Annotated in this window: 18 protein-coding genes; 4 read left to right on the top strand and 14 right to left on the bottom strand. The window is 61.3% G+C overall.

Going from position 1 to position 22,371, the window contains the following annotated elements; genetic code table 11:
• The first annotated feature begins 246 nt into the window (after positions 1–246).
• Genes F6S08_RS13315 through F6S08_RS13305 form a run of 3 tightly spaced genes read left to right on the top strand, consistent with a single transcriptional unit; the run spans position 247 to position 3,521 of the window.
• Positions 247–1,785 (top strand): NAD(P)/FAD-dependent oxidoreductase, encoded by a 1,539-nt coding sequence (locus F6S08_RS13315; RefSeq protein ID WP_315871703.1) that lies wholly within the window; start codon positions 247–249, stop codon positions 1,783–1,785.
• Positions 1,782–2,672 (top strand): SDR family NAD(P)-dependent oxidoreductase, encoded by an 891-nt coding sequence (locus F6S08_RS13310; RefSeq protein ID WP_074846993.1) that lies wholly within the window; start codon positions 1,782–1,784, stop codon positions 2,670–2,672. Before F6S08_RS13315 ends, F6S08_RS13310 begins: the two co-directional genes overlap by 4 nt.
• Positions 2,673–2,687: 15 nt before the next feature.
• Positions 2,688–3,521, top strand: a complete 834-nt coding sequence (locus F6S08_RS13305; protein ID WP_065927136.1) for a metal-dependent hydrolase — start codon at positions 2,688–2,690, stop codon at positions 3,519–3,521.
• On the opposite strand, the gene F6S08_RS13300 is transcribed toward F6S08_RS13305, so the two are convergent.
• Positions 3,518–5,593 carry a PTS sugar transporter subunit IIC/EAL domain-containing protein gene (locus F6S08_RS13300; RefSeq protein ID WP_065927137.1) on the bottom strand — a complete coding sequence of 692 codons (2,076 nt, stop codon included), beginning with the start codon at positions 5,591–5,593 and terminating at the stop codon, positions 3,518–3,520. The two genes, F6S08_RS13305 and F6S08_RS13300, sit on opposite strands and share 4 nt — an antisense overlap.
• A gap of 287 nt (positions 5,594–5,880) precedes the next feature.
• Between F6S08_RS13300 and F6S08_RS13295 the strand changes: the two genes are divergently transcribed.
• A complete protein-coding gene (locus tag F6S08_RS13295; protein WP_065927138.1) occupies positions 5,881–6,210 on the top strand; it encodes a DUF6388 family protein in 330 nt (109 codons plus the stop codon).
• An 8-nt stretch (positions 6,211–6,218) separates the two neighbouring features.
• On the opposite strand, the gene F6S08_RS13290 is transcribed toward F6S08_RS13295, so the two are convergent.
• The 13 genes from F6S08_RS13290 to tssE are packed head-to-tail and all read right to left on the bottom strand — an operon-like array spanning position 6,219 to position 22,369.
• Complete coding sequence (locus F6S08_RS13290; protein ID WP_065927139.1) at positions 6,219–7,061, bottom strand: serine/threonine-protein kinase; 843 nt, start codon at positions 7,059–7,061, stop codon at positions 6,219–6,221.
• Positions 7,058–7,774, bottom strand: coding sequence for a PP2C family protein-serine/threonine phosphatase (locus F6S08_RS13285; RefSeq protein ID WP_074848182.1), 717 nt, complete (start codon positions 7,772–7,774; stop codon positions 7,058–7,060). The genes F6S08_RS13290 and F6S08_RS13285 overlap by 4 nt, the downstream gene beginning before the upstream one ends.
• A gap of 5 nt (positions 7,775–7,779) precedes the next feature.
• Entirely contained in the window at positions 7,780–11,154 is a 3,375-nt protein-coding gene (gene tssM / locus F6S08_RS13280) for a type VI secretion system membrane subunit TssM (protein WP_315871702.1), read from the bottom strand.
• A gap of 15 nt (positions 11,155–11,169) precedes the next feature.
• Positions 11,170–12,033 carry a type IVB secretion system protein IcmH/DotU gene (icmH, locus tag F6S08_RS13275; protein WP_065927142.1) on the bottom strand — a complete coding sequence of 288 codons (864 nt, stop codon included), beginning with the start codon at positions 12,031–12,033 and terminating at the stop codon, positions 11,170–11,172.
• A gap of 5 nt (positions 12,034–12,038) precedes the next feature.
• On the bottom strand, positions 12,039–13,367 hold the full coding sequence (gene tssK, locus F6S08_RS13270) for a type VI secretion system baseplate subunit TssK (RefSeq protein ID WP_315871701.1): 1,329 nt from the start codon (positions 13,365–13,367) through the stop codon (positions 12,039–12,041).
• The gene (gene tssJ / locus F6S08_RS13265; RefSeq protein WP_074846996.1) at positions 13,354–13,854 is read right to left on the bottom strand and encodes a type VI secretion system lipoprotein TssJ; all 501 of its coding nucleotides are present in this window, start codon (positions 13,852–13,854) and stop codon (positions 13,354–13,356) included. The genes tssK and tssJ overlap by 14 nt, the downstream gene beginning before the upstream one ends.
• A 5-nt stretch (positions 13,855–13,859) precedes the next feature.
• Complete coding sequence (tagH, locus tag F6S08_RS13260; RefSeq protein WP_065927189.1) at positions 13,860–15,044, bottom strand: type VI secretion system-associated FHA domain protein TagH; 1,185 nt, start codon at positions 15,042–15,044, stop codon at positions 13,860–13,862.
• 16 nt (positions 15,045–15,060) lie between these two features.
• Positions 15,061–15,192 carry a type VI secretion protein gene (locus F6S08_RS13255; RefSeq protein WP_074846997.1) on the bottom strand — a complete coding sequence of 44 codons (132 nt, stop codon included), beginning with the start codon at positions 15,190–15,192 and terminating at the stop codon, positions 15,061–15,063.
• Positions 15,193–15,251: 59 nt separating this feature from the next.
• Positions 15,252–16,784, bottom strand: a complete 1,533-nt coding sequence (locus F6S08_RS13250) for a sigma-54 interaction domain-containing protein (RefSeq protein ID WP_315871700.1) — start codon at positions 16,782–16,784, stop codon at positions 15,252–15,254.
• A complete protein-coding gene (locus tag F6S08_RS13245; RefSeq protein ID WP_315871699.1) occupies positions 16,781–19,207 on the bottom strand; it encodes an AAA family ATPase in 2,427 nt (808 codons plus the stop codon). Before F6S08_RS13245 ends, F6S08_RS13250 begins: the two co-directional genes overlap by 4 nt.
• Positions 19,208–19,219: 12 nt before the next feature.
• Positions 19,220–20,227, bottom strand: a complete 1,008-nt coding sequence (gene tssG, locus F6S08_RS13240; protein WP_065927147.1) for a type VI secretion system baseplate subunit TssG — start codon at positions 20,225–20,227, stop codon at positions 19,220–19,222.
• On the bottom strand, positions 20,191–21,978 hold the full coding sequence (gene tssF, locus F6S08_RS13235; RefSeq protein ID WP_315871698.1) for a type VI secretion system baseplate subunit TssF: 1,788 nt from the start codon (positions 21,976–21,978) through the stop codon (positions 20,191–20,193). The genes tssG and tssF overlap by 37 nt, the downstream gene beginning before the upstream one ends.
• Positions 21,968–22,369 (bottom strand): type VI secretion system baseplate subunit TssE, encoded by a 402-nt coding sequence (tssE, locus tag F6S08_RS13230; RefSeq protein WP_315871697.1) that lies wholly within the window; start codon positions 22,367–22,369, stop codon positions 21,968–21,970. Before tssE ends, tssF begins: the two co-directional genes overlap by 11 nt.
• Positions 22,370–22,371: the final 2 nt, after the last annotated feature.

Raw genomic sequence — 22,371 nt, 5'->3', positions numbered from 1 at the left:
GACCTGACCGGAATTGATCAAGGCCTCGGCCAACGTCCACACCCTGGACCTGAACGGCGTGCGTACCACGCTCGTCCGTCGGACAAGTCGCACATAAGGCACAAGGTCCTAGCGTAGGCGCTATTTTCAGGTAGATTATTTAAAATCTTTTTTAAAATAATTAATTCAATTTTTCTTTGCAATGGTGTTCTATCTAAAAGACACAACAAAAACAGGAGCACATCCGATGCCCATGAAGGACCGCCTATGAATGCCCACAGTGATTCCATCGACATCGCCATCATCGGTTCGGGTTTTGCCGGCCTGTGCATGGCCATCAAACTCAAGGAAGCGGGGCTCACCGACTTCTTTATCGCCGAGCAGGCCGACACCCTCGGCGGCACCTGGCGGGACAACCATTACCCCGGTTGCGCCTGCGATGTGCAGTCCCACGTGTATTCGTTTTCCTTTGCACCCAACCCGGACTGGACTCGGCAGTTCGCGCCGCAAGCGGAAATCCGCGCCTACCTGGAAGACTGCGCGGTGCGCTTCGGATTGGCGCCCTACCTGCGTTTCGGCATGGGCCTAAAGCGCGCGGTGTTCGATGAACAGCTACAACGCTGGCAGTTGAGTTTCAGCGATGGCCGCCACGTCAGTGCGCGGGTGCTGGTGTCGGGCATGGGCGCCCTGGCACGCCCGGCGCTGCCGGAGATTCCGGGGCTGGAAACCTTCAAGGGCAAGCGCTTCCACTCCCAGCAGTGGGATCACGCATACGCCTTGAAGGGCAAGCGCGTGGCGGTGATCGGCACAGGGGCCAGTGCCATCCAGTTCGTGCCGCAGATTGCGCCGCAGGTGGCGCACCTGGATCTGTTCCAGCGCACTCCACCGTGGATCATGCCCAAGCCCGACCGCGGGATTTCAGCGTTCGAACGCTGGCTGTTCAGACACCTGCCTGTTACCCAGCGCCTGGTGCGTGGCGCCTTCTACTGGGCACTGGAAGGCCGTGTGCTGGGATTTGCGCTGCATCCGCAGCTGATGAAAATGGTGCAGAAAGTCGCCCTGCGCCACCTTCGCAAACAAGTGCCGCGCCCTTCCCTGCGCAAGGCCCTGACGCCGGACTACACCATTGGCTGCAAGCGTGTGCTGATCTCCAATGACTACTACCCGGCGCTGTCGCGCAGCAATGTCGAGGTGGTGACCGACAACATCCTGCGCATCGAAGCCGACGGCGTGATCACCGCCGACGGGATCAAGCACCCGGCCGATTGCCTGATCTTCGGCACCGGTTTCCAGGCCACCGACCCTCTGCCCCGCGACTGCATCATCGGTCGCGACGGTGTGGACCTGATGGACACCTGGCGCGACGGCGCCCACGCCTACAAGGGCACCACGGTGCCAGGCTATCCCAATCTGTTTTTGATCATCGGGCCCAACACCGGCCTGGGGCATAACTCGATGATCCTGATGATCGAGGCGCAGGTGACCTACATCCTCGACGCGCTCAGGCAGATGCAGCGCCATCGCATCGCCACGGTGGACGTCAAACCGATGGTGGAACAGGCCTACAACCGTCAATTGCAAGACCTACTCAAGCGCACCATCTGGAACACCGGCGGTTGCCAGAGCTGGTACCTCGACCCACGTACCGGCAAGAACACCACTCTGTGGCCCGCTTCGACATGGCGCTTCAAGCGGGTCACCCGGCAGTTCGCACTCAAGGACTATGCGGTCGACCTGTTGCCCCTCACTGCGCCGCCCCGTCCGGCCACGGCGCCCCACTCCACGGCAGAAGGCAGCCTCTCATGAAGTCATTCAACGGCCGCGTGGCGGCGATTACCGGCGCGGCATCCGGCATGGGTCGCGCATTGGCCCTGGCACTCGCGCGCGAAGGTTGCCACCTGGCACTGGCGGACAAAAACGCCCAAGGCCTGGAGCAGACCCTGGCACTGATCAAGACCTCAACCCTGGCGCCGGTGACGATTACCACCCAGGTCCTGGATGTGGCCGACCGCCAGGCCATGGAGGCTTGGGCGGCGCGCTGCGTGGCCGAGCATGGCCAGGTCAACCTGGTGTTCAACAACGCCGGCGTGGCCCTGTCGAGTACGGTCGAAGGCGTGGACTACGCCGACCTGGAGTGGATCGTCGGCATCAACTTCTGGGGCGTGGTCCACGGCACCAAGGCGTTCCTGCCGCACCTCAAGGCCAGCGGCGACGGCCATGTGATCAACACGTCCAGCGTGTTCGGCCTGTTTGCCCAGCCCGGCATGAGCGGTTACAACGCGACCAAATTCGCCGTGCGCGGCTTTACCGAAGCCCTGCGCCAGGAGCTGGACCTGCAACGCTGCGGCGTCTCGGCCACCTGCGTGCACCCCGGCGGCATCCGCACCGATATCTGTCGCAGCAGCCGCATCGACGCGAACATGACCGGCTTCCTGATCCACAGCGAACAGCAGGCCCGCGCCGACTTCGAAAAACTCTTCATCACCGATGCCGACCAGGCCGCCAAGGTGATCCTGCAAGGCGTCCGCAAAAACAAGCGTCGCGTGCTGATAGGCCGCGACGCGTATTTCCTCGACCTGCTCGCCCGTTGCCTGCCGGCGGCCTATCAAGCGCTGGTGGTGCTGGCCAGCAAGCGCATGGCCCCCAAGCAACGCAGGCCAGTGTTTGAAACCAACGACGAGCCCCGTCTCTGAACAGGAGCACGAATCATGTTGCCGATCCGCCGCGACCTCCATTTTGCCCTGCCCGCCGAACGCATCACCGACTGGCACGAACAGGGCCCGTTCATCACGCATTTCTTCAATGCCTTGTCGCTGCTGTTCCCCCAGGGCGAACTGTTTTTCATGGACAGCGTGCGTCACTACCGCCAACGCGTCGACGATCCGGCGCTAAAGAAACAGATCCAGGGATTTATCGGCCAGGAGGCCATGCACAGCCGCGAACATGTGGCCTATAACGACCTGATGCAAGCAGCCGGGCTTCCGGCGCACACCCTGGACCGTCGGCTTAAATTCATTCTCGATCTGCAGAAGAAACACTTCGCACCGTCGTTCAACCTGGCGATCACCATTGCCCTTGAGCACTACACGGCGATGCTCGCGGAAATCCTCCTGAGTGACCCGTCGCGCTTTGGCGATTCGCTCAAGGGCTACCAGCAGATGTGGTATTGGCACGCCCTGGAAGAGACCGAACACAAGGCCGTGGCCTTTGATGTGTGGAACACGGTGATCAAACCCGGGCCCAAGCGTTACCTGCTGCGCACCGGAACCATGCTGACAACTACGGTGTTTTTCTGGCTGGTGGTGCTGGATTTTCATGTGCGGCTGTTGATTGCCGACCGCAAGGCGGGTGGGCACCTCAAAGGCTTCTGGCGCATGTTGAAATTTCTTTATGGCCCCAAGGGCGTCTTCCCACGCATGCTGCGGCCGTGGTTGCACTACTTCAAACCCGGCTTTCACCCCTGGGATCACGACAACCGTGCACGCCTGGCGGGTATCGATCGCTTGGTCGAGGAGATCGAACAAACCCAACGCGGCTACTAGACCTGCGCCATGGCCGCACGCTGGCGCACAAAGCTTTCCAACTGGTCCCCCGGCAGTGCCTTGCTGAAATACCAGCCCTGGATAATCAGCTCGGCGCCGGTGTTCAAGAAGGCCAACTGCTCGGCGGTCTCAACGCCCTCCACCACCACGCCCAGGTTCAGCGCTTCGCAGAAACGCAGCATGCCGGTCAGGACCTGGGCGCCCTTGGGATCGTGCTGCGCCACCACAAAACTGCGATCGATCTTGATGAAGTCCACCGGGAACTGGTGCAGGTAACTCAAGGCCGAAAACCCGGTGCCGAAATCATCGATATAGACCTTGGCGCCGATGCCCTGCAGTTTCTGGATGTTCTGGCGCGTGGCAGGGATATCGCTGACCAGCGCGTCTTCGGTGATCTCCACCGATACCTGGCCATGGGCCTGGGCGAGGATCTCCACCAGGCGCTCGCCGTGGGCGGCGTCGGTCAGGGTGGCGCTGGAAATATTGATGGTCATCGGCAGGGTAAAGCCGAGTTTCTGCCATTTCTGGTATTGGCGAATCGCCTGGGATGCCACCCACATATCCACGTCCGGCATCAACCGCGCCTGGGCCAGCCATTGCAGGAACTCCCACGGTGAATGCACCGTACCCTGGGCATCGCGGGCGCGCATCAGCGCTTCGCAGCCAGTACACAGCCCGGTGCGGGTCGAGACCTGGGGCTGGTATTCAAGATAGAACTCATAATCGCTGATCTGCTGGATGCGATTCAGTTCATTGGCCTGGCGCGCCAGGGCCTTGTGGGAAGCCAGGACCGGGTCCAGTTCGCGCAGCCGGCCTTTTTCTTCCAGGCCGCGGAAGGTCATGTCCAGGGACTTGAGGTACACCGTGCCACCTTCGGCAGCCTGGCGATGAATCGCGCGCACATAGGGTGCATACACCAGCGTGCCCAGGCCCAGGAGCGTCACTTGCAGCGCGACTGCCGCCAGGTCGCCATGAGTACTCAGGTAGGCATTGAGCAACACCGGTGCGGTAAACGGGACGCTGGCCACCGCCGGGGATACCCAGCCCAGTTGCACCACGGTAAGCGCCACCGTTGCGTTCAGCGCAGGCACCAGTAGAAACGGAATGAACAGACGCGGGTTGAGGATGATCGGCAGGCCGAACAGCAGGACTTCACTGACGTTGAACAGCGAGAGCGGCAAACTCGCCACGGCCACCAGGCGCATGGACTGGCTCTTGGAAAACAGCAGGATTGCGATCAACAAACACAACGCACCGCCCGAACCACCGATAAAGGCAAAGCTGCCCAACAGGCCGCCGTTCAGCACATACCTGATTGGCTCGCCCGCTGCCAACGCGGCGCCGTTGAGCACCACGGCCTGGTCCAGCACATCAAACAGCGGTTGCATGGCATAGACGCCGTGAACCCCGAAAAACCACAACAGCGAGTTCATCAGGGTGACAAACAAACCGCTGCCGTAGGGCGATTCCAGCGCATCGAGCACCTGGGGGCCCTGCAACTGCGCCACATAGGGTATCTGCAACAACAAGGACAGCGCTGCCACCAGCGCCAGGGCGGTAATGGCCCCTGGCACCACCATATTGATCGTGCCTCGCAGGTTGTGCCCCACCAGGTCTTCGTTGACCAGGCGCGTCCAGCGAAAACGGTGCAGCCAGGCCAAGGCCGGTACATTCAGCAGCGGCGAGGCAATAGCAATAAACAGCAGGAAGGTGGCCGATGCCCGGGGATATTCCCGCAGGATAAACGTCGCCAAGACCACATGGGCCAGGCACAGGAACGCCACCGGCAATTGCGGCAGGCGGTGCTGGATCGCCAGCATGTAGCCAATGGAGGCGGCCACCAGCCACGGGATCACCGAACTGATCTGATTGTGCAACCCCGCCAGGAAGCTCACCACCTGCGGGCTGCAGCCCAACACCCGAGCGCATTCGGACAGGATCAGAAAGGCCGCCGACACCAGCAGGCACGGCAAGATCCACAGCAGCCCTTCGCGGATCGCTCGCAACGAATCGGCACTGGCCAAAGCGGCCAGGCGCTGGGTAAAGAAAAGTTTGAACAGCGTTTGCGCCATGACCCATCCCTCTGCCCATCGCCCGCTGCCCTTGGAAAGCAGGGTCGGAAGCACCGGGGCTAACGCTACACGTCCTGGCACCGGGAGCGAAAGTCCTTTGCCATGGGTATCGGTGAATTTCCAGCAATGAGTGACAGTCAAAGCCGGGCATCTCCAATAATTTAATTTTCTGATCTGGACCGGTCCTGGAATCTGCTTCAATACCCGTTATCCGTGTTGCTTATGCACACACGGCTTGCCTCGCGCCAGAAACCGAGGCCTGGTCCCACCTGATTTGGAGCACGCCCTTGTCACCTCCCGGCGATAACCACCAGCTCGCGCTGGATCGATTCCTGAACGAACATCCCGATGTGGCTGCCGAACTGAACACCCTGAACCCACTGGCCGCTCAGGCCAAGGGTGAAACCCTGGCACAGTACCGCGCCGAACGGCTGCATGAAGCCTTCGAGGCAGAAGCAGAACGCCAGGGTTTGTTTGCCTGGGAGCTGACCCTCAGGCTGACCAGCCAGTCCCCTGCTGACTTCGAGGCGCGGCGCCTGGAAGTACACAAGGAAGTTGCCCAGATGGCCGGCTTGAGTTGGACCGAATACTGCCAACTGCATGATTTGGCTGATTGACACGCCCACTACACAAACCAGTAGCGCCGTCGTCTATTCATCGCTTCGCACAACTCCTCGACGGCAATGGTTCGGCACTCAGGGTCCAGGGCCAGCGCAGAACGCAATGCCGGCCAACACCGCCGAGGCAATTGCCGAGGCCTGGACAATGGCTGATCCGACTGATGCTCGCCGGGGCGCCGTCCCTGGGCGAGCTCATAGATTACGCAGGCGGCGCCATACAAGTCGGCCCGGGCGGAGATGTTTCCCCCGGCCACCAGTTCCGGCGCCGCATACCCGGGCGTCCAAGCCTTAAAGCGACTGCGACTCAAGGTGGGCAGCCCCGCAGCCTGCTCCGCCTCGGCATGGCCCAGGCCGAAATCGAACAGCCGCACTCCCTGCTCGCCCAGCATGATATTGGCCGGTTTCACATCGCCATGCAGAACGCCCTGCCTGTGGGCATAAGCCAGTGCATCCAACAGTTGCAGGGCGATGGGTTGCAACTCCCGCCACGGCAATCCATACGGGCACTCCGAGAGGATGCGGTCAAGGGTCCTGCCCTGCAGCAATTCCATGGTGAAGAACGCAACCTGACGCGGAGTATCGACCTCGAAAGCGTACGTTCTGACCACGTGATCGTGCCGCAGGCTCCGGGTCAGGGCAAACTCGCTGTACAGCAATACATGGCCGTCGGAAGATTCGGCAAGCGTATCGCCCAACAACTTGAGAGCCACCCACGCGTTGGGCTCGCCGAACGCCTCGTGCAGCATATCCCGGGCTCGGTAGACCACTCCCATGCCACCGCTGCCCAATAGCCGATCCAGCTGATAGCGCCCCGCAAGCAGTTTCGGCGGGCCGGCGACCTCGCTCATGGCTGGACTACCACGGCCGTCAGGTCATCCTGGGCCGCCCCCCGTAGCACGTCGGAAAACAACCGATCCACTACCTGGCGGGGCGGCCCCACACTCAGGGCGCTGCCCAACTCGCCATGGCTGAGCCCCTGATACAAACCATCGCTGCACAATAAAAACACATCCCCAGGTTGGGTAATGAACTCCAGCACCGCCAGGCTCAATGGCTGCCGACCACCAATGGCACGGGTCAGCGCCCTGGCATCCGGATGCGCCAGGGCCTGTTCCAGGCTCAACTGCTGCTTGTCCATCAGTTGCTGCCACAGGGAATGGTCCCGCGACAGTTGGTACAAACGTCGTCCCCGCCAAAGATAGCAACGGCTGTCCCCGACCCAGATGCAGGCTGCGCGATTACCCTCCAGCAGCAACGCAACCACGGTGCTGCCCATGATGCCGTGGGCAGCTTGTTCCGTCGTGGCTTGCCCCATTTGACGGTCGAGCCATCGCAAGCAGCGGCGTATGGCATCGATCCGTTCGTCAAAGCTGCCTTGGTCGGGCAACGAAGCCAGGCTGCTGATGACCCAGTGGCTGGCCAAATCCCCAGCCAAATGCCCACCCATTCCGTCCGCTACCGCCCAACAACCGCGCCGGGGGCAGTCGAGGAACGCATCCTCATTGCGCGCGCGTGTCTTGCCTCGCGCCGTTCGCCCGGCGCTGCACCCATCGGCATGCACATGCCTCACAGTTGCTCCGGCAAACGGAAGGTGCGCCAGTTCGCCATCTGAAAAGGACCAGGGTTGCGATGGCTGTTGAGCAGGAAGGTGGCACGCGTGCCAGCCAGCTCAGCCTTGAGCAGCCGAGAACCCCGGCCACTCCCAGGCTCACTTTGCATCAGCTCGAAAAACCGGAACAACGACCAGGGACCAGCGTTTTTTTCCATACCCAGCGGCCGCTCCGCCCCCCGCTCCAGCACCAGGCTGCTACGGCCATCGTCCGCCTCGCCTGGCCACTGGAAAGCCATGGGCACGATCGGGCCATGGCGGTATTCAAGGTGTTGATCACCAATGCTCAGGATCGCTCGGCTAACCGCTTGGTCCAGGCTATAGGGGGCCAGCGTGAAGCGAACCGCCCACTCCCCCTGGTCCTCAGTAAAAAACCCCTGGCGAATCACCTGGGCCTTCGTCAGCTGGTCCAGCAATGAGCGCGACAGCGCCAGGCTACGGCCATCCAGGCCGCGTAGACGATAGCGACCGGACTCGGCACTGACAAAGGCCCGCAGGTAGCTTTCATAAAAGCGCGCCATGCCACCCCGCGGCTTGAAAAAGTCCTGGAAATCGCCAAGGGCAACATCACTCTCGGACCGTGGGTTGAATGGGTACCGACGCTGGATCGCCTTGGCGTAAAAGCCATAGACCTCACTTTGGTAACGCTGATTTATATACACATAGGCATCATCGAGCAGCAGCCGCCAACTGTCATCGGCAATGCCTTCAAACCACCCCTTGACCGGCAACGGCAGGCGCCCGGCAGCATCCCGCAGATTCCCCAGCAATGGCTGCTGCCCTTCCATTCGTTGCCTGGCCATCATGAATGCCGCCTGCCCTGGGGTAGCTTCGCGGTTAAGGGCCGCCAGTTGCAGATGCCATTCATCGAGCAGCCGCAACGCCTGCGTCAGTTCAGCTCCAGGGTTCTGATCCGCGTCCAGCAATTGGTGCAGGTGCTCGAACCGACGCTGCAGTGCACGCCGGGCAGAATCAGGCTTTGCCTGCCCATGCAACGGGCTGGACAACACGCTGGAAGCGCTGGTCTCGAGCTCGCCGGCGGGCGGGCTCAAGGCCTCAAGGGGGTCGTTGGTCGACAGCAGGCGTGTGTTTTCCCGAACCTGTCGCAACAGCTGCACCAACGGCGACTGCGCTGACGCCAGGCTGGCAAGCCCGTCAGCATGCTGGCTCAGGCTGTCACTTTCCTGCAGGCGCACCTGGCCGATGGCTTGGCTCCAGGTGTCGGCGTACTCACTGAAATAACGCTGCTCGAGCTCCAGCATCAATTGGCGCAAATCCAGGCTGCTGAGGTCTGCGTCCTCCCCAAGTACCCAGTTGTCCTGAGCAATGGCATTCACCAGCCGAGAGCCCTGCCTTTCGAAATACTGCACATACCGCCGGGTATAGAAGCCGGGGATGGGCTGCTCGATCGCTGCGAACCCCCTCCCCTCGGCCAGGCGCAAGGGCTCAAGGTCACGCGCCTGGTCACGCAGCGCCCGATAGACCACGCCCGCCAACGATTCGCCGCGCAGTTCCTGGCGGGCCTCGGCGACCAGCTCAACGTTCAAGGGCATCGCAAAGGGGCGCTCAAACAGCCGTGCAAAATGTGCATTCAATCGTTTCTGCACCGAAGCATCACCGGCATAGCGCACAGCCCAATGAACGGCCACGCGTTGCGCCAGCCAAACCTTATCGCGCCGCTCGCGAAGACTGAGCATCAGGTAAGCCCGCAGGATGTCCAAAAGCCCCTCGCGGTCGCCAAGGCTGGCCCGTACCTGTTCTTCAAGCATCGTAGATACCAGCGGCAACAACTGCTGGTGCAGCAAGTCTTCATAGGCACTGACCAACAGTGGCCGACTCGCCTCCCCTTGATACAAGCCGCCCCGCTCCACCGCACGGGCATCCGCCAACGCTGGAAACACTTGGGTCGCAGCCAGGCGGTCGTCCAGCACACGCAGGAGCACCAGGGTATCGTCCAGACCGGGTGACGCGGGCGGCTGTGGCTTGAGCAGTTGCGCCAGTTGCACCAGCCGCTGGTGATTGATCGAATAACTGTGTGCCCACAGCCACCCCGCCGCGACAATGACCAGGGAGGCGGCCAACGCCAGCAACCCTTGGTGTCGACGGATACGCTGTCGTTCCGGAGTTTGCAGCCCGGCGAGATTGGCCTCGGCAAAAATCACCCGGTTGAACAGGCCCTGGACGAAGTAGGAACGCCTGTCGGCAGTCTGCGCACTCGTCAGGTAAAAGCCACGCAATCCGTTAATACGCTGAAAGCGATGAGAGGAGAACGCAGACTCCACAAACAGGCACAAACGTTCACCGATTTGCGCAGCCTGCCGAGGAAAATCGAGCATCAGCCCGCGACGTTCGATATCGCGTTCCTGATGCAAACGCGCAATCAGCTCTGCTCCAAGGCGTTGCAGAAACGCCTCAAACGCTTCGCGAACCTGGGTGATCGCGGTACCGGCCGGACCTGTTGCCACGGGTTCTCCCAGCAGGGCTTCGGCGCCGTCGCCCTGGGACGCATCAAAGAACTCGACAAAGCCCGGCAACCGGTCAGCCTGGGTCAATACCAGATAGATCGGCACATCCACATGCAGCATCTGCTGTACGTCCTGCAACCGGGTGTGCACGTGGCGCGCATGCAGGTCCAGGTCGCGATCATTGCTGCCAAGCAGCGTCTCCACCGCCAGCGTCACCACCACGCCATTGAGCGGGCGAGCCCTGCGCCGCAATCTGAGCTGGTCCAGAAACGTCGCCCAACCGGCCCCATCCACGGCACTGTCGGGTTGGGCCAGGTAGCGCCCTGCGCTCTCGACAAGGACAGCTTCGTCGGCGAGATACCAATCAAAATACTGGGTTGCGCCCGGTGCCATCGCTTCCTCCCGATCCAGTGGGAACTGCGATCCGCAGGCGGCCAGCAGACAGGTTCTGCCGCTGCCCTGCTGGCCGAGCAACAGATACCACGGCAAGTCGTTGCGCCAACGCTCATTGCGCTCGCCATAACGACGGGAGGTTTTCAGTGTGTGCAACGCCTCCTTGAAACGCCCCCGCACCTGCCTCCGCTCTTCGTCAATCAACCCCTTGCGTTGGTGGCGCTCCTGGTGCTCGCGCCGATTCAATCGTGCGGTACGGCGTGAGTCGACCATGACCATCGCTAACCCCCACAGCAGGAATAACCCGCTTATGGTCAACAGACGAGCTGGAGCGCCCTGCCAGAAACGATGGTCGTCCACCGCCAGCAATGGCCCGAAAAACCACACCAGCAACGCGCTGGCGAACACCACAAACAGGCTCCAGACCCAAGTCTTGCGCAGCGCCGTGCCCACGCCCTTGAAGAATGCGTTCATTCATTGCTCCCAGCGTTACAACGGCGACCGTGTCTGATCCGACGCCAAAGATTGAAAAGGTTGCAGCACCGCCATGCGTTCATTGCCCAATGCCCAGGCAAAGCCCAGGTACATGGCCAGCAAACAGGCGAGCGTGAAGACGACGACCCCGGCAGGGGAAAAGATGCGCAGCCCGGCACCCGGTGCCTGTGCTGCGGCAGCGGGCACAGACATCGGCGGGCGCTCACCGCGCACATGCCGGATCTGTCGATACAAGCCATCTCGTACCGCTTCCAACTGCGGCCCGCCCCGCTCCATGACGCGGTATTTACCTTCAAACCCCAGTGACAGGCACAGGTACATCAACTCCAGCATTGCCAGGTTCTTGACGGGGTCGCGGGATAAGCGCTCCAGCAGTTGGAAGAATTTTTCGCCACCGAAGGTTTCGTTGTGAAAGCGGCTCAACAGGCTGGATTTCGACCAGTCACTGCGACTGCCCCACGGGGTAGTGACCACGGCTTCGTCAATAACGCTGCACAGCACATAGCGCGCCGACATGACCTGCCTGTCCTCTGCACCCTGGTGCAAGGCATACGCTTCAAACGCCGTGATCCCCGACGACAACCGATCATTGAGGGCCTGCAAGCTTTCCCGGCCGGAACTGCGCTTGAGTCGAACGACCTGCGACAAGAGTTCCCAGGCGGCGGCCACCAGGACGTTGGGCCCGATCTTGAAACTCTGTGCCCCTTGCAGGCTGGCGGTGTAGATCATCCGGTCTTCCAACCGTTCGAAGCGCGGTGGCGATGGGAAGTCCGTCACCGGCGCCCCTGCGGGCGCGCGACCATCGAGGTCAAGCAGGATAGTTTTTTCGTCCTGCGGGTATTCGCTGTCCATTGTCATGGCATTCAGTTCCTGATGGCCCAGAAATTGAGTTTGAGTTCGGCAAACTCGCCACTGGCGTGGAAGGCAAAACCGCCCGATTGCTCCAGCTGCGTGATATCACGGGCACTGAGTTCGAGCATGAAATAGGTCTTGCCGGCATGGAACGGGATCTGTCGGGGCGCCACCGGCAGTGGCTTGACCTTGATGCCGGCCAGATGCAGATTGACCAGCTCGCGGATGCGCTCCACGGAGCCGATTTTCAAGTGCGCCGGAAGGCGGTGGCGCAGCTCCTCCGAATCGCACTGGGCAGTTGCCGCCAGAATGAATGTTGCGCTACCCAGCAGTTTGAGATCACTCACCGGACAGACCAGCACACCATACTGTCGCGGCTCCAGCGGGAGCTCAGTGGCGTGTTGTTCCAGCACCAACGACAGCACGGTGCGAATGCCTTCCATCAACCCACGAAAACTCGCCCCCTGCTCACCATGCTGGTAACGAGTCTCCAGTTGCGCGCGTTTGTTGTCGGTGGCGAACGTCGACAACTCGCCGAGGATCGACAACAACTGCCTGTACAACACCTCCGGACGTACCTGGCTCTGACTCAGGAAGTGACGCAACACCAGCTCGGTTCGATTGATCAGCTGCAGCATCAGGAAATCGCCGACCTGGGCCCCCTCCGATCCACCACCTCCCCGGATCCTCGCGGCGATCGCATCGCCTCGGGTGCCCAGCAGACTCAGCACTTCCTTGATACATGACGCGACATAGCCTGAGCCCTGCACATGGATAAACGACGGTACGAAATCCGCGTCCAGCCGCGCGCCGCCCTCGCGAGTCGAATCCAGCACCCGGGCAACCTGGAGTTTCACCTGCAACGTGTCACTGGTTTGCTCCCCTAACAGCAATCGCAGGTCCGGGCGTGCACAGTTGATCCGGCAAAGGGAATCAAAGCCAGCATTCGAATCAGTGATCTCCGCTTCGCAGCTTACGTAGCGCGCCAGCACATCACTGTGCTCCTGCTGGCGCACTTCAACCTGATTGCCGATGGCCAACGGCAACGCCAGGTAAATGGCTTGCCCACTGGTGTGGGCAGGAACCTGCAACACCAGTGGCTCCATTACGCTGCTCAGCTCGAACAAGCTGCCATCGGGAAATACACCGCTGGCCTGGTTGACGACTACCTTACCCAGGTTGAGGTACTGCACGTCGACGTCAAGGGTCAGGAATCCCCAACCATCAATGCCCAGCAAACGGGTACGGTTGAGTTGCTGGTGGTAGTAACGGTCGTTGTGCTGCAAGTGTTGGGGGCGCAGCAGCATGCCCTCCTGCCACACGACTTTATGAACCTGCATGTCTATCCTCCGACCTCCGGGCTTGAGGGGTAACGACGCGAACCCCGGACTCGTCGAGCATCAGCTCGACACGCGTCAGGCGCTGCCGGGCGACGGGCAGCACAAGCCGCCATTGCACATGGGGAAGGTCCCGGTAGGCAGCCACCACCCCGACATAACGACTCTGTGGTTCGACACTGAGCTTCAGCGCCAACCGCTCACCGGGGCGCAGCTCCAACTCCTCGCTGTTGACCCAGTCCTTGGGCAGCGCCTGCTCCGCGCGGCTATAGAGGGTGAAGAAATCAGCGTTTTCGAAAGCCACCGGGTGCCGCAGCTCCAGCAGGCGCACCACGATGGGAGACGGGCGACCGTGAAGATCGCGGTTGACGCCTTCGCTGGCGCTCAACGCCAGGTCCAGCTTGGTTAGGGTTGAATACGGTGAGACGCTGGCACACCCGGTCAGCAAGCCGAGTACAAACAGCATTGACAGAACGGCAGCTCGATACATGACAGTCATCCCGGATAAGCCGCATGCAGCGTGGCGACCAGGCGCACCTGCTCCGCGTAGGCTTTGGAAAATTCGTTACGCAACAGCTGCTCGCCCAAGGGTTGCTCGTCGATAAGGTGTCGGTAATGGCGCTGGTAGGCCCGCCAGTGGGCTCCATCGGTAGAGAACCTGGCCGGCATGTCCTGGCGCTCGAAGCACAGCAATAGATGGCTTGGTGCAAATGCCTCCACAGCGCCACGTATTGCAGCACGGCAAGCCACGACCAAGGCCAGCTGGTGGATTTGCATTTCCCGGAATGCCTGGGCGACCGCTACCTCTGCAGGCAGCGGGCCCGGCTCAGCGAGGCCCAACAGTGAGGCCAGGGCAGACGGGGTATCGGTGCAATCCTTCAAAGGGTTGTGACTCTTAATGGCAGGCACGGTCCAACCGAGGTTCAACTCGCCGTTCAGCTCATCGCGAGTACGCAGACTCTGCTGCAGCCCTTCGATGGTTTGCCTGAACAGGCCAGCCACCTTGATCGCCAGGGCTTCACATGCCTGGGTATCGAGCGTATCCAGGGGCACGCCCATCGCGTCCGCGAACTGCGACCAGAATGGGGCACGACTGGCTGCAGTCACCTGGGCGGGTTGAGTCGAGGCCTCTTCCGTTACTGGCTCGGCCCATCTCGGCACGATCAAGTGATCCCGTTCCAGGGGGCAGTGGGACAGTGCGCAGGCCGCCCTCGCAGCCGAGAGTTTCAGCGCCTCCGGATCCCCGGGTGAGCTGCCATGCACCTGCTCGGTATCGAGTGCGTGCAAGGGGTCAAGCACCAAAAACGCGTCATCCGGAATCGTATCGTTGCCGAAAAACATCTGCCGGCCATTTTGTCTCCCGGGCGCCACAAGTCGTGCACGGATATCCACTGGCCCCAGTTGGTAGACATCACCCTCGCTGATCAGTCGTGCCTGCCCCTTGCACAAACGCTCCGCGCTGCCCGACACGCCAATGCCATTGCTGCTGATGTCGGTAAAAAAATACTGGCCATCCCGGTAACTGACCAGGCCATGATGACTGGAGAGCAAGCGACTGGCGTCGGGGATGACCCAGTCACAGCCGATCCCGCGGCCGATCACCCCGCCGACGCCGTCGAATGTCTTACAGGATGCAGGCTCACCGCTTCCGGTATTGCACACCTCTAACACTAGTTGCATGACAAGGCTCCGCTGTTCAATCGCTGCGACGTGTCGCCTGGGGGTCACCCAGCGGACGGTAGTCAGCGTCATCAAAAACGTAATTGGCGTTGCAGCCGCTCAACAAGCACAGGACAAGCCCCCAGGCTTTCCAAGTACGAAGTGGCATCAGGTATCTCCAATGAAAGTAAGGCCGGCGGCGAAGAGTGGAAGCCATACGTGCACCATTCAGCATCCCCCTCGGACATCGCCGCCAGGGATGTTCAAGCGTGTAAGTCGGTAAAGCAGGGTGCGGCGTGCGAGCCCCAACTCACGTGCCGTACGGGTCCGGTTGCCACGGTTCTTGTGCAGGCAGTCGATCAGGAATACCCGTTCAACCCGCTCCAGGCGCTGGCGCAACGTCGCGCCGACGGCTGCGGGGGTCGACCCGGGCGCCAGGGACAGGTGTTCAGGCAGCACCACTGCGTCGTCACACAGCAGTACCGCGCGCTCCACCAGACATTTGAGTTCACGGACATTCCCGGGAAAAGCGTGGCACGACAGTTGATCCAAGGCCGCAGCAGACCACTCCACCGGCGAGAGCCCCAGCGCAGCGCAGGCCGATTGCGAGAACTGTCGCGCCAACAGCAGCACATCTGCGTCGCGTTCGCGCAAGGCCGGCAATTCGATCGGGAACTGCGCCAGTCGGTAGTACAGGTCCTCGCGAAAACTACCCTCCGCCACCATTGCAGCCAGATCACGATGGGTCGCTGCGATAATTCGCACATCGACCTTATGGGCCGCATCGGCTCCCAACGGGCGAACCTCGCCTTCCTGCAACACCCGCAGCAGCTTGGCCTGGAGTGACAGCGGCATATCGCCGATTTCGTCGAGGAGCAACGTGCCGCCATCGGCGGCGTCAAATAGCCCCGCATGGTTACGTTCGGCGCCTGTAAAGGCGCCCCTGCGATAACCGAATAGCTCGCTCTCCAGCAGACCCTCGGGAAAGGCCGCACAGTTCTGCACCACAAAGGCTTTGCTACGGCGCGCCCCGGCAGCATGGATGGCCCGTGCCACCACCTCCTTGCCGGTTCCGGTCTCCCCGCGCAGCAGCACCGTGCAGGGCGCATTCAGCACCTTGCCGATCAGCCGGTAGGTTTCTTCCATGGCTGCGCTGTTGCCGATCAGCCCATACTTCATACGCGCCGAGGGTAGACAAGGCCTGGCCTGGGAGCCGTTGTGCGGCGGACGCACACGTCGCAACAGCGCCAGTTGACTCAAGGCGAAGCTTGCCAGTTGGCTTAACGATGGTCCGTAGTCCAGGAGCAATTTCGGCCGCTGGCTGGCGCACAGCAATAGACCGGCAACGGCCTTGTGGCGACCGAACAGCGGCAGGCATATCAACGAGTGCCAGGGCGTAGCTGTCGCGGGTAGAAAACCGCTTTCGTACACACTGTCGTCCAGGTTCTCCACGCTCAGGATGCTGGGATGGCCGAGCACGTGACGCAACAGTTGCTGATGCTGAAAGTCGGCGCCGCAAGCACCCTCGCCGAGGGGCAATGCGCCAGGCAAATACTGGGCAATCAAGTCCAGCCGACCCGTGACCTCGTCCCGCCAATATAACTGGCCGAGTTCGCATTCACTCAGTTGCGCAGCCGCGGCAACACACAGGCCTGGCAGCGTTGTCTCGTCACCCTCGATGCCCATTCGGGTGAACCAGGCCAACAACGTCTCGGCGTATGCCAGGTGCTGGGGTAAAGGGGCAAGCACATCGTTCATCATTGGCTGAACTCACAGATCGGCAGCCCGTCACCATCCAGGCAGGCGTGGGCCCGCGACAGCGGCTCACCCGTCGCCACCGCCCCAAGCAGTCGATCGACCATCTGCGGCAACAGGTGGATCTCGATCCATTGGTCGATGTACCGCGCTCCGCTGTCGCTATGGACGCACCGCTCAGCCATATGCGTGACCAGTTCGGTCGTATAGCTCAAGGCCAGCTTGCGTGACTGCAACCTTCGCCCAAGACGGTCAAGCTTGAGTCTTGCCAGGTCATGCAACACAGCGCCCATCAACGGGTAATAGGGCACGACTCGCATGCGGGCGAGCAGTGCCGGTTTGAAATAGTCGCGCAGCAGAGGGTGAATTGCGTCCTGCAGCACCTGGGTGCCAGGTCGTCGGCCGCCTGCACATAAGTCGATAATGCAATCGCTGCCCAGGTTGGAAGTCATCAGGATCAGCGTATTGCGAAAATCGATTTCCCGGCCTTCGCCATCATTGACCAGCCCCTTGTCGAAGATCTGATAGAACAGGTTCAACACCTCCGGGTCGGCCTTTTCGACTTCGTCGAGCAGCACCACCGAATAGGGGCGCCGGCGCACGGCTTCCGTCAGCACCCCGCCCTCTCCATAGCCGACATAACCGGGAGGTGCGCCAATCAGCCGAGACAGGGCGTGTTTTTCCTGAAACTCCGACATGTTGAGGGTGGTGACAAAACGTTCGCCGCCATACAGCAAATCACCCAGGGCCAGCGCCGTTTCGGTCTTGCCCACACCACTTGGGCCCACCAACAGAAACACACCGACCGGCGCATCGGCCTTGTTCAGTCCGGCAGCCACCGCGCGCAGGTTGCGGTCAAGCGCCTGTATGGCAGGTTCCTGGCCGAGAATGCGCGACCGCAGCGCATCGGCAACCCCCAGCACCGATGCACTGTGCTCAAGGGACAGTTGTTCAACCGGAATGCCCGTCCAGGTACTGATGACCTCTGCCACCAGGCGAGGGCATACGCGCACCGGCTCCTCCAGTGCGCGCTGTGCAAGCCAGCGCTGCTGCCGATGTTGACGTTCGCTCTCGACAGCCGCCAAGCGCAGGCCCAGCGCTTGCGCAGACTGCTCATCAACTGGCAGCCCCGCATCCCTGTCTCGATTCAGTGCCTCGCGCTGGCGCGAGCCTTCAGCCTGTTCGGTACACAGGCGTTCCAATGCCTCGGGCACCGTCAACTGGTTGATGCGCGCACGTGCGCAGGCGGTGTCCAGCACATCCACGGCCTTATCGGGCAACTGACGCCCTGCCAGGTAGCGGGCGCTCATCTGCGCCGCCGCGACGACGGCATCGTCACGTATATGCACGCCATGGCTGGATTCGTAGGCCGGGACCAGCCCGCGCAGGATCGAAGTCGCCTGTTCAACGCTGGGCTCGCCAACCAGCACAGGCTGGAAACGCCGCGCCAAGGCCGGGTCTTTTTCAAAGTATTTCTTGTATTCGCCCCAAGTCGTAGCCGCGACGGTCCGCAACTCACCGCGGGCCAGGGCCGGCTTGAGCAGGTTGGCGGCATCGCCGGCCCCCGCCCCCACCAGGGTATGCGCTTCATCGATAAACAGAATCACCGGTGTCGGCGCGGCATTCACCTCGTCAATCACGCCGTTGAGACGCCGCTCGAACTCGCCCTTGATGCTGGCACCGGCTTGCAGCAGTGCCATGTCCAGGGTCAGCACACGCACACCCTTGAGTGGCTCCGGCACCTGCGTGCTGGCGATGCGCAGGGCAAGGCCTTCGACAACCGCGGTCTTGCCCACCCCGGCCTCGCCGACAAGGATCGGATTGTTCTTGCGCCGCCGCATAAGGATGTCGATCAGTTGGCGGATCTCACCCTCGCGACACAGCACCGGGTCGATACGCCCTTCCTGGGCCTGGCGTGTCAGATCATGGGTAAAGCGCGCCAGCAGTGACTCGCCGCCTGCTGCCGGGCAGATGTCAGGCCCCTGGTCCAGCACAAACCCGTGTATACGCTGTGCATCCAAACGGCTCAACAACGCGTGATAGCCGGTGCCTGCGTGCTGCAGCGGGTGGCGCAACAACGCCAGTAACAGTGCACCGTGGTCCACGACGCTCTGGCGCAACTCCAGATGGGCAACCATCAACGCCTGTTGTAACCACTGCACGAGGGCCGGGGCGAACACCGGATTACGCGTGGCACTTGCCTGCCCCTTGGGCTGCAGCGTTGCTTGCAGCGTCTGCGCCTCGATCCCGGCGTCGGCCAAGGCTCGTATCAAAAGCCCCCTGGGACGTTCCAGCTGGATCAGTAGCAGGTCTTCCACCAGGACCTCCCTGCCACCTCGCGTCACGCAACGTTCGGCCGAGCGCTCCAGGTCCTGACGGACTGCGGGCGTCAATGTCAGGATCAGCTGTTGCAGGTCTACATTCATCATGATCATTGTTCCCTAGTGAGCATTGCTGGCCACGATGACCGCACCATCGGCGCACTCGTGTGCCAGCCAAGTGGTCCACCCCAGCCTGCAGACATTGTGTTCACCCACGTGCAACGGCCTGATCGCCTCCTTGGCCAGCACCAGCCGCAGGTCATGCTCCAGCGGGTCTCGTGCAGCCAGTCGCACCAACGAACACAGCAGTGGATACTCCGACCCCGTCGGCAAGAAACCATGGAAGCGCTGCCAATCCAGATCCTGTATATGCACCCGGAACTTACCGTTGCAGTCGGTGATCCGGCTTCCCAGTACCTGGTCGAAGCCCAACAGGCTGTTGGCACAGCCAAGCTGGTTCAACTGCGGGGGAGCAATGGCAACCGTGCGTTCCACCCATTGCTCTATAAACACGCGCTCATGCTCGAAGTAGTAGCGCAGCACTGTCTCGATCACCGCCGCCGAGTGCGCCCGCAGGCCAAGCAACCCCAGGTAGGGCAACAGTCGCTTGCAGTCCAACTGCGCAGCGGTACGGATGCGCTGGCCCCTCAACCCGATCAACGCAAACATCTGCTCGGAAAAAGCATCACGCGCCTGCGCCTGGAAACACGCCTGGTAGCGGTATTTGCGCCAGATCGGCAGCATCAGCCGTTGCAGACGATGGTGAAACAGGTCCAGGAAGTCTCGAGTCGCGTGGCCGCCCGCTCCATCGGCACACGCCTGCTCACCGTAAAAGGCCGGCAAGGGTGAACCTGCGCCACAGAGGCCCAGGACATTGAGGCGAAGACGCGCACGCAATTGATCGTGTTCAACAAAAAACTCCAACCGGTCAATATCGTGACCGGGAAAACCAAGACCCGGGTTGGCCTGAAACTCCAGCCGCTCATAGAGTGCGTTGTCATCCAGTAGCGGATGGGCATCGCGCAGGCGCTTGATCACCTGCGAAATCGCCTGGAACAGCGAATATTCACGGATGGCACGGCACAGTTGCTTCAAAGCAGGGGCTGCTGCCCCATCTGAGGTGGCCATAGGTACACATCTCCTTGTGTGCTGATGACACGCAGTTCGTGGTAGGCATTAAGGCTGGCATAAAGCGCGAAGAACTCGTTGAGCACCGAGGCGAACAAAAACGCTTCGCCCGCCCCCAGAAAACCTTGGGAATCAATGCTCAGGTCGACCCGCAACCCTCGACGCGGCATGCCCCGGTGCAAGCGGTCGACGGCCGTATGGCTGATGGATCGCAAGGCCCCCAGCCTTCTCTGGCTGACCTTTTTCGCTTGCAGATCGTGGTAACGCGGCACGTCATAGGTTTCGAGGACCACCTTCAAGACATTGATGTCGCTCAGTGACAAATAGTTGAGCGACATGTTGCTGATAAGTCGCCAGAGAAAGTCCTGGTCCAGGGGCGCTGCAAAACTCGCAGTCGGCGCGCAGATATTGCGAAATGACAAGCCCTCCGGTGTCTGCTCACAGGGCTGATTGATCTCCCCTGCCTGCAATTGCCGAGGCAGGTTGTGATTGGTGCATGTCAGTTCGATCGACAGCGTTTCCTGGGTATGCCCCCGCCCGTTTCCGAACCCCAGCCAGGTATCGAGCCCGGCATGATGCGCCGAAGCACGCTGACGAATGCTGTAGCTGGTGGGCGCTGCCGATGCATCGATAACGCCGTCGTGCTCAAAGGATTCAAATGGTACGTACGCCTGATACCCCAGCCCGCCAGGGCGCCAGCCCGTGACCTTGTCGACGGAAAATACACAGGCGTTTGCGCGCGCATATTCCCCAGGAATCAACAGGTATTCGTCCTGCTTGCCATCCAGGCGAATCGGCACCGCATCATGTTTGAACAGGTTGACGATGGGCGTGCAGTACAGCCTCACGTTGTCCAGAGTGGGGCATCCGGTTGCCTGGCACCGGGTGCGTAACTTGAAGCACAGCCTGACGCTGCAGATTTGCTTGAGTACGTCCTGGGGCAACCGCTGCAACGCATCCAGGCCACGCACATCGACGAACAGGTACTTTTCAGGAAAGGCGAAATACTCCTGCAGATGGCGGTATCCACGAAAGGTATTCTGCGGATAAGGCATCAGCGCATGCTCCTCCGCGAACCCCACCGGACTGACCTGATCGCCACCCAATCGCAACAGCAGGGGCTGGCCATCAGCCCCGCGGACCGCAAGCCCATCACCGCCCAATGGCAGCAACTCGATACCCTCAACCTCGCGCAACAGGCTCAGGTACAACGCTTGACTGATGTAGCGGTCTCCCGACAAATGCAGGCGCAATTGATCGAACGCACATTCGCTGAAATTGCCTTCGCCGCCCATGTCCAGGCGCAGGCTCAGCAACGCCTGCTCTCCCTGGACGCAGTACTCCAGCGCGCTCAGTTGCAGCGGCAAGATGCAGGTGGCGTAGCAGGTTCGAAAACGACAGCGCTCACCATTGACCGCAGCGCTTTCGACCGGTGTATCCCGTGCGACCATCACACCGGGCCCCGCATGTTTCAACGGATCGAACTGCAGGATACTGAACGCCGGTATGGGCCGCATGTAGTTGGGCCACAGCAGATGCATCAAGGAATGAGTCAGCTCAGGCAACTCGTCATCCAGCTTCTGGCGCAGGCGACCGGTGAGGAAAGCAAAGCCTTCCAGCAGTCTTTCCACATCCGGATCCTGACCGGTCTCCCCTAAAAAGGGCGCGAGAGCAGGATTGCGCTCGGAAAAGCGCCGCCCGAGCTGTCGCAACGCACTGAGTTCGCTCTGGTAATAGTGGTTAAAGGACATCAGGCAAGACCTCAACCTGTCCAGCATCCTGCAGGCGCGCGGTGAACACCACGGGCTGCGTCACACCGTCGACGCAGAGCGTGGCGTCAATGGCAAACGCCAGCGCCAGAGGATCGTCACCACAAGGCAACGCCCTCACGTGCGTATCCTTCAAGCGGGGCTCATAGGCCCGGATAAACCGCTCGATCAACAAGCGCGACTGGCTCAATGACTCATGCAGACTCTGGCTCGTGTCATTGAGATCCGGCATACCGTAATCCTCCAGTGTCTGCACACTGCCAGCGCGGATGTTGAGCATCTTTCCCAGATGAGCTGCGACGGACGTCACTGCACATGATGATTTCGCGGCCGGACTTTCAAGTCGCTCAAAGAGGCTTTGGTTACGGGTCATCC

Origin of the sequence: Pseudomonas sp. JV449, assembly GCF_032424295.1 — a bacterium.
GTDB classification, from domain to species: domain Bacteria; phylum Pseudomonadota; class Gammaproteobacteria; order Pseudomonadales; family Pseudomonadaceae; genus Aquipseudomonas; species Aquipseudomonas marginalis.
This window is presented reverse-complemented; position numbering and strand designations above follow the sequence as displayed.

Excerpts from the sequence above, each read along its gene's own strand:
- tssF (WP_315871698.1), bottom strand. The coding sequence starts at position 21,978 with ATGTCCTTTAACCACTATTACCAGAGCGAACTCAGTGCGTTGCGACAG.
- F6S08_RS13305 (WP_065927136.1), top strand. The coding sequence starts at position 2,688 with ATGTTGCCGATCCGCCGCGACCTCCATTTTGCCCTGCCCGCCGAACGC.
- tagH (WP_065927189.1), bottom strand. The coding sequence starts at position 15,044 with ATGCAACTAGTGTTAGAGGTGTGCAATACCGGAAGCGGTGAGCCTGCA.
- tssK (WP_315871701.1), bottom strand. The coding sequence starts at position 13,367 with ATGCAGGTTCATAAAGTCGTGTGGCAGGAGGGCATGCTGCTGCGCCCC.
- F6S08_RS13300 (WP_065927137.1), bottom strand. The coding sequence starts at position 5,593 with ATGGCGCAAACGCTGTTCAAACTTTTCTTTACCCAGCGCCTGGCCGCT.
- F6S08_RS13255 (WP_074846997.1), bottom strand. The coding sequence starts at position 15,192 with ATGCCACTTCGTACTTGGAAAGCCTGGGGGCTTGTCCTGTGCTTGTTG.
- tssM (WP_315871702.1), bottom strand. The coding sequence starts at position 11,154 with ATGAACGCATTCTTCAAGGGCGTGGGCACGGCGCTGCGCAAGACTTGG.
- F6S08_RS13250 (WP_315871700.1), bottom strand. The coding sequence starts at position 16,784 with ATGATGAACGATGTGCTTGCCCCTTTACCCCAGCACCTGGCATACGCC.
- F6S08_RS13315 (WP_315871703.1), top strand. The coding sequence starts at position 247 with ATGAATGCCCACAGTGATTCCATCGACATCGCCATCATCGGTTCGGGT.
- F6S08_RS13245 (WP_315871699.1), bottom strand. The coding sequence starts at position 19,207 with ATGATGAATGTAGACCTGCAACAGCTGATCCTGACATTGACGCCCGCA.
- tssJ (WP_074846996.1), bottom strand. The coding sequence starts at position 13,854 with ATGTATCGAGCTGCCGTTCTGTCAATGCTGTTTGTACTCGGCTTGCTG.
- F6S08_RS13310 (WP_074846993.1), top strand. The coding sequence starts at position 1,782 with ATGAAGTCATTCAACGGCCGCGTGGCGGCGATTACCGGCGCGGCATCC.
- tssE (WP_315871697.1), bottom strand. The coding sequence starts at position 22,369 with ATGACCCGTAACCAAAGCCTCTTTGAGCGACTTGAAAGTCCGGCCGCG.
- tssG (WP_065927147.1), bottom strand. The coding sequence starts at position 20,227 with ATGGCCACCTCAGATGGGGCAGCAGCCCCTGCTTTGAAGCAACTGTGC.
- F6S08_RS13290 (WP_065927139.1), bottom strand. The coding sequence starts at position 7,061 with ATGAGCGAGGTCGCCGGCCCGCCGAAACTGCTTGCGGGGCGCTATCAG.
- icmH (WP_065927142.1), bottom strand. The coding sequence starts at position 12,033 with ATGACAATGGACAGCGAATACCCGCAGGACGAAAAAACTATCCTGCTT.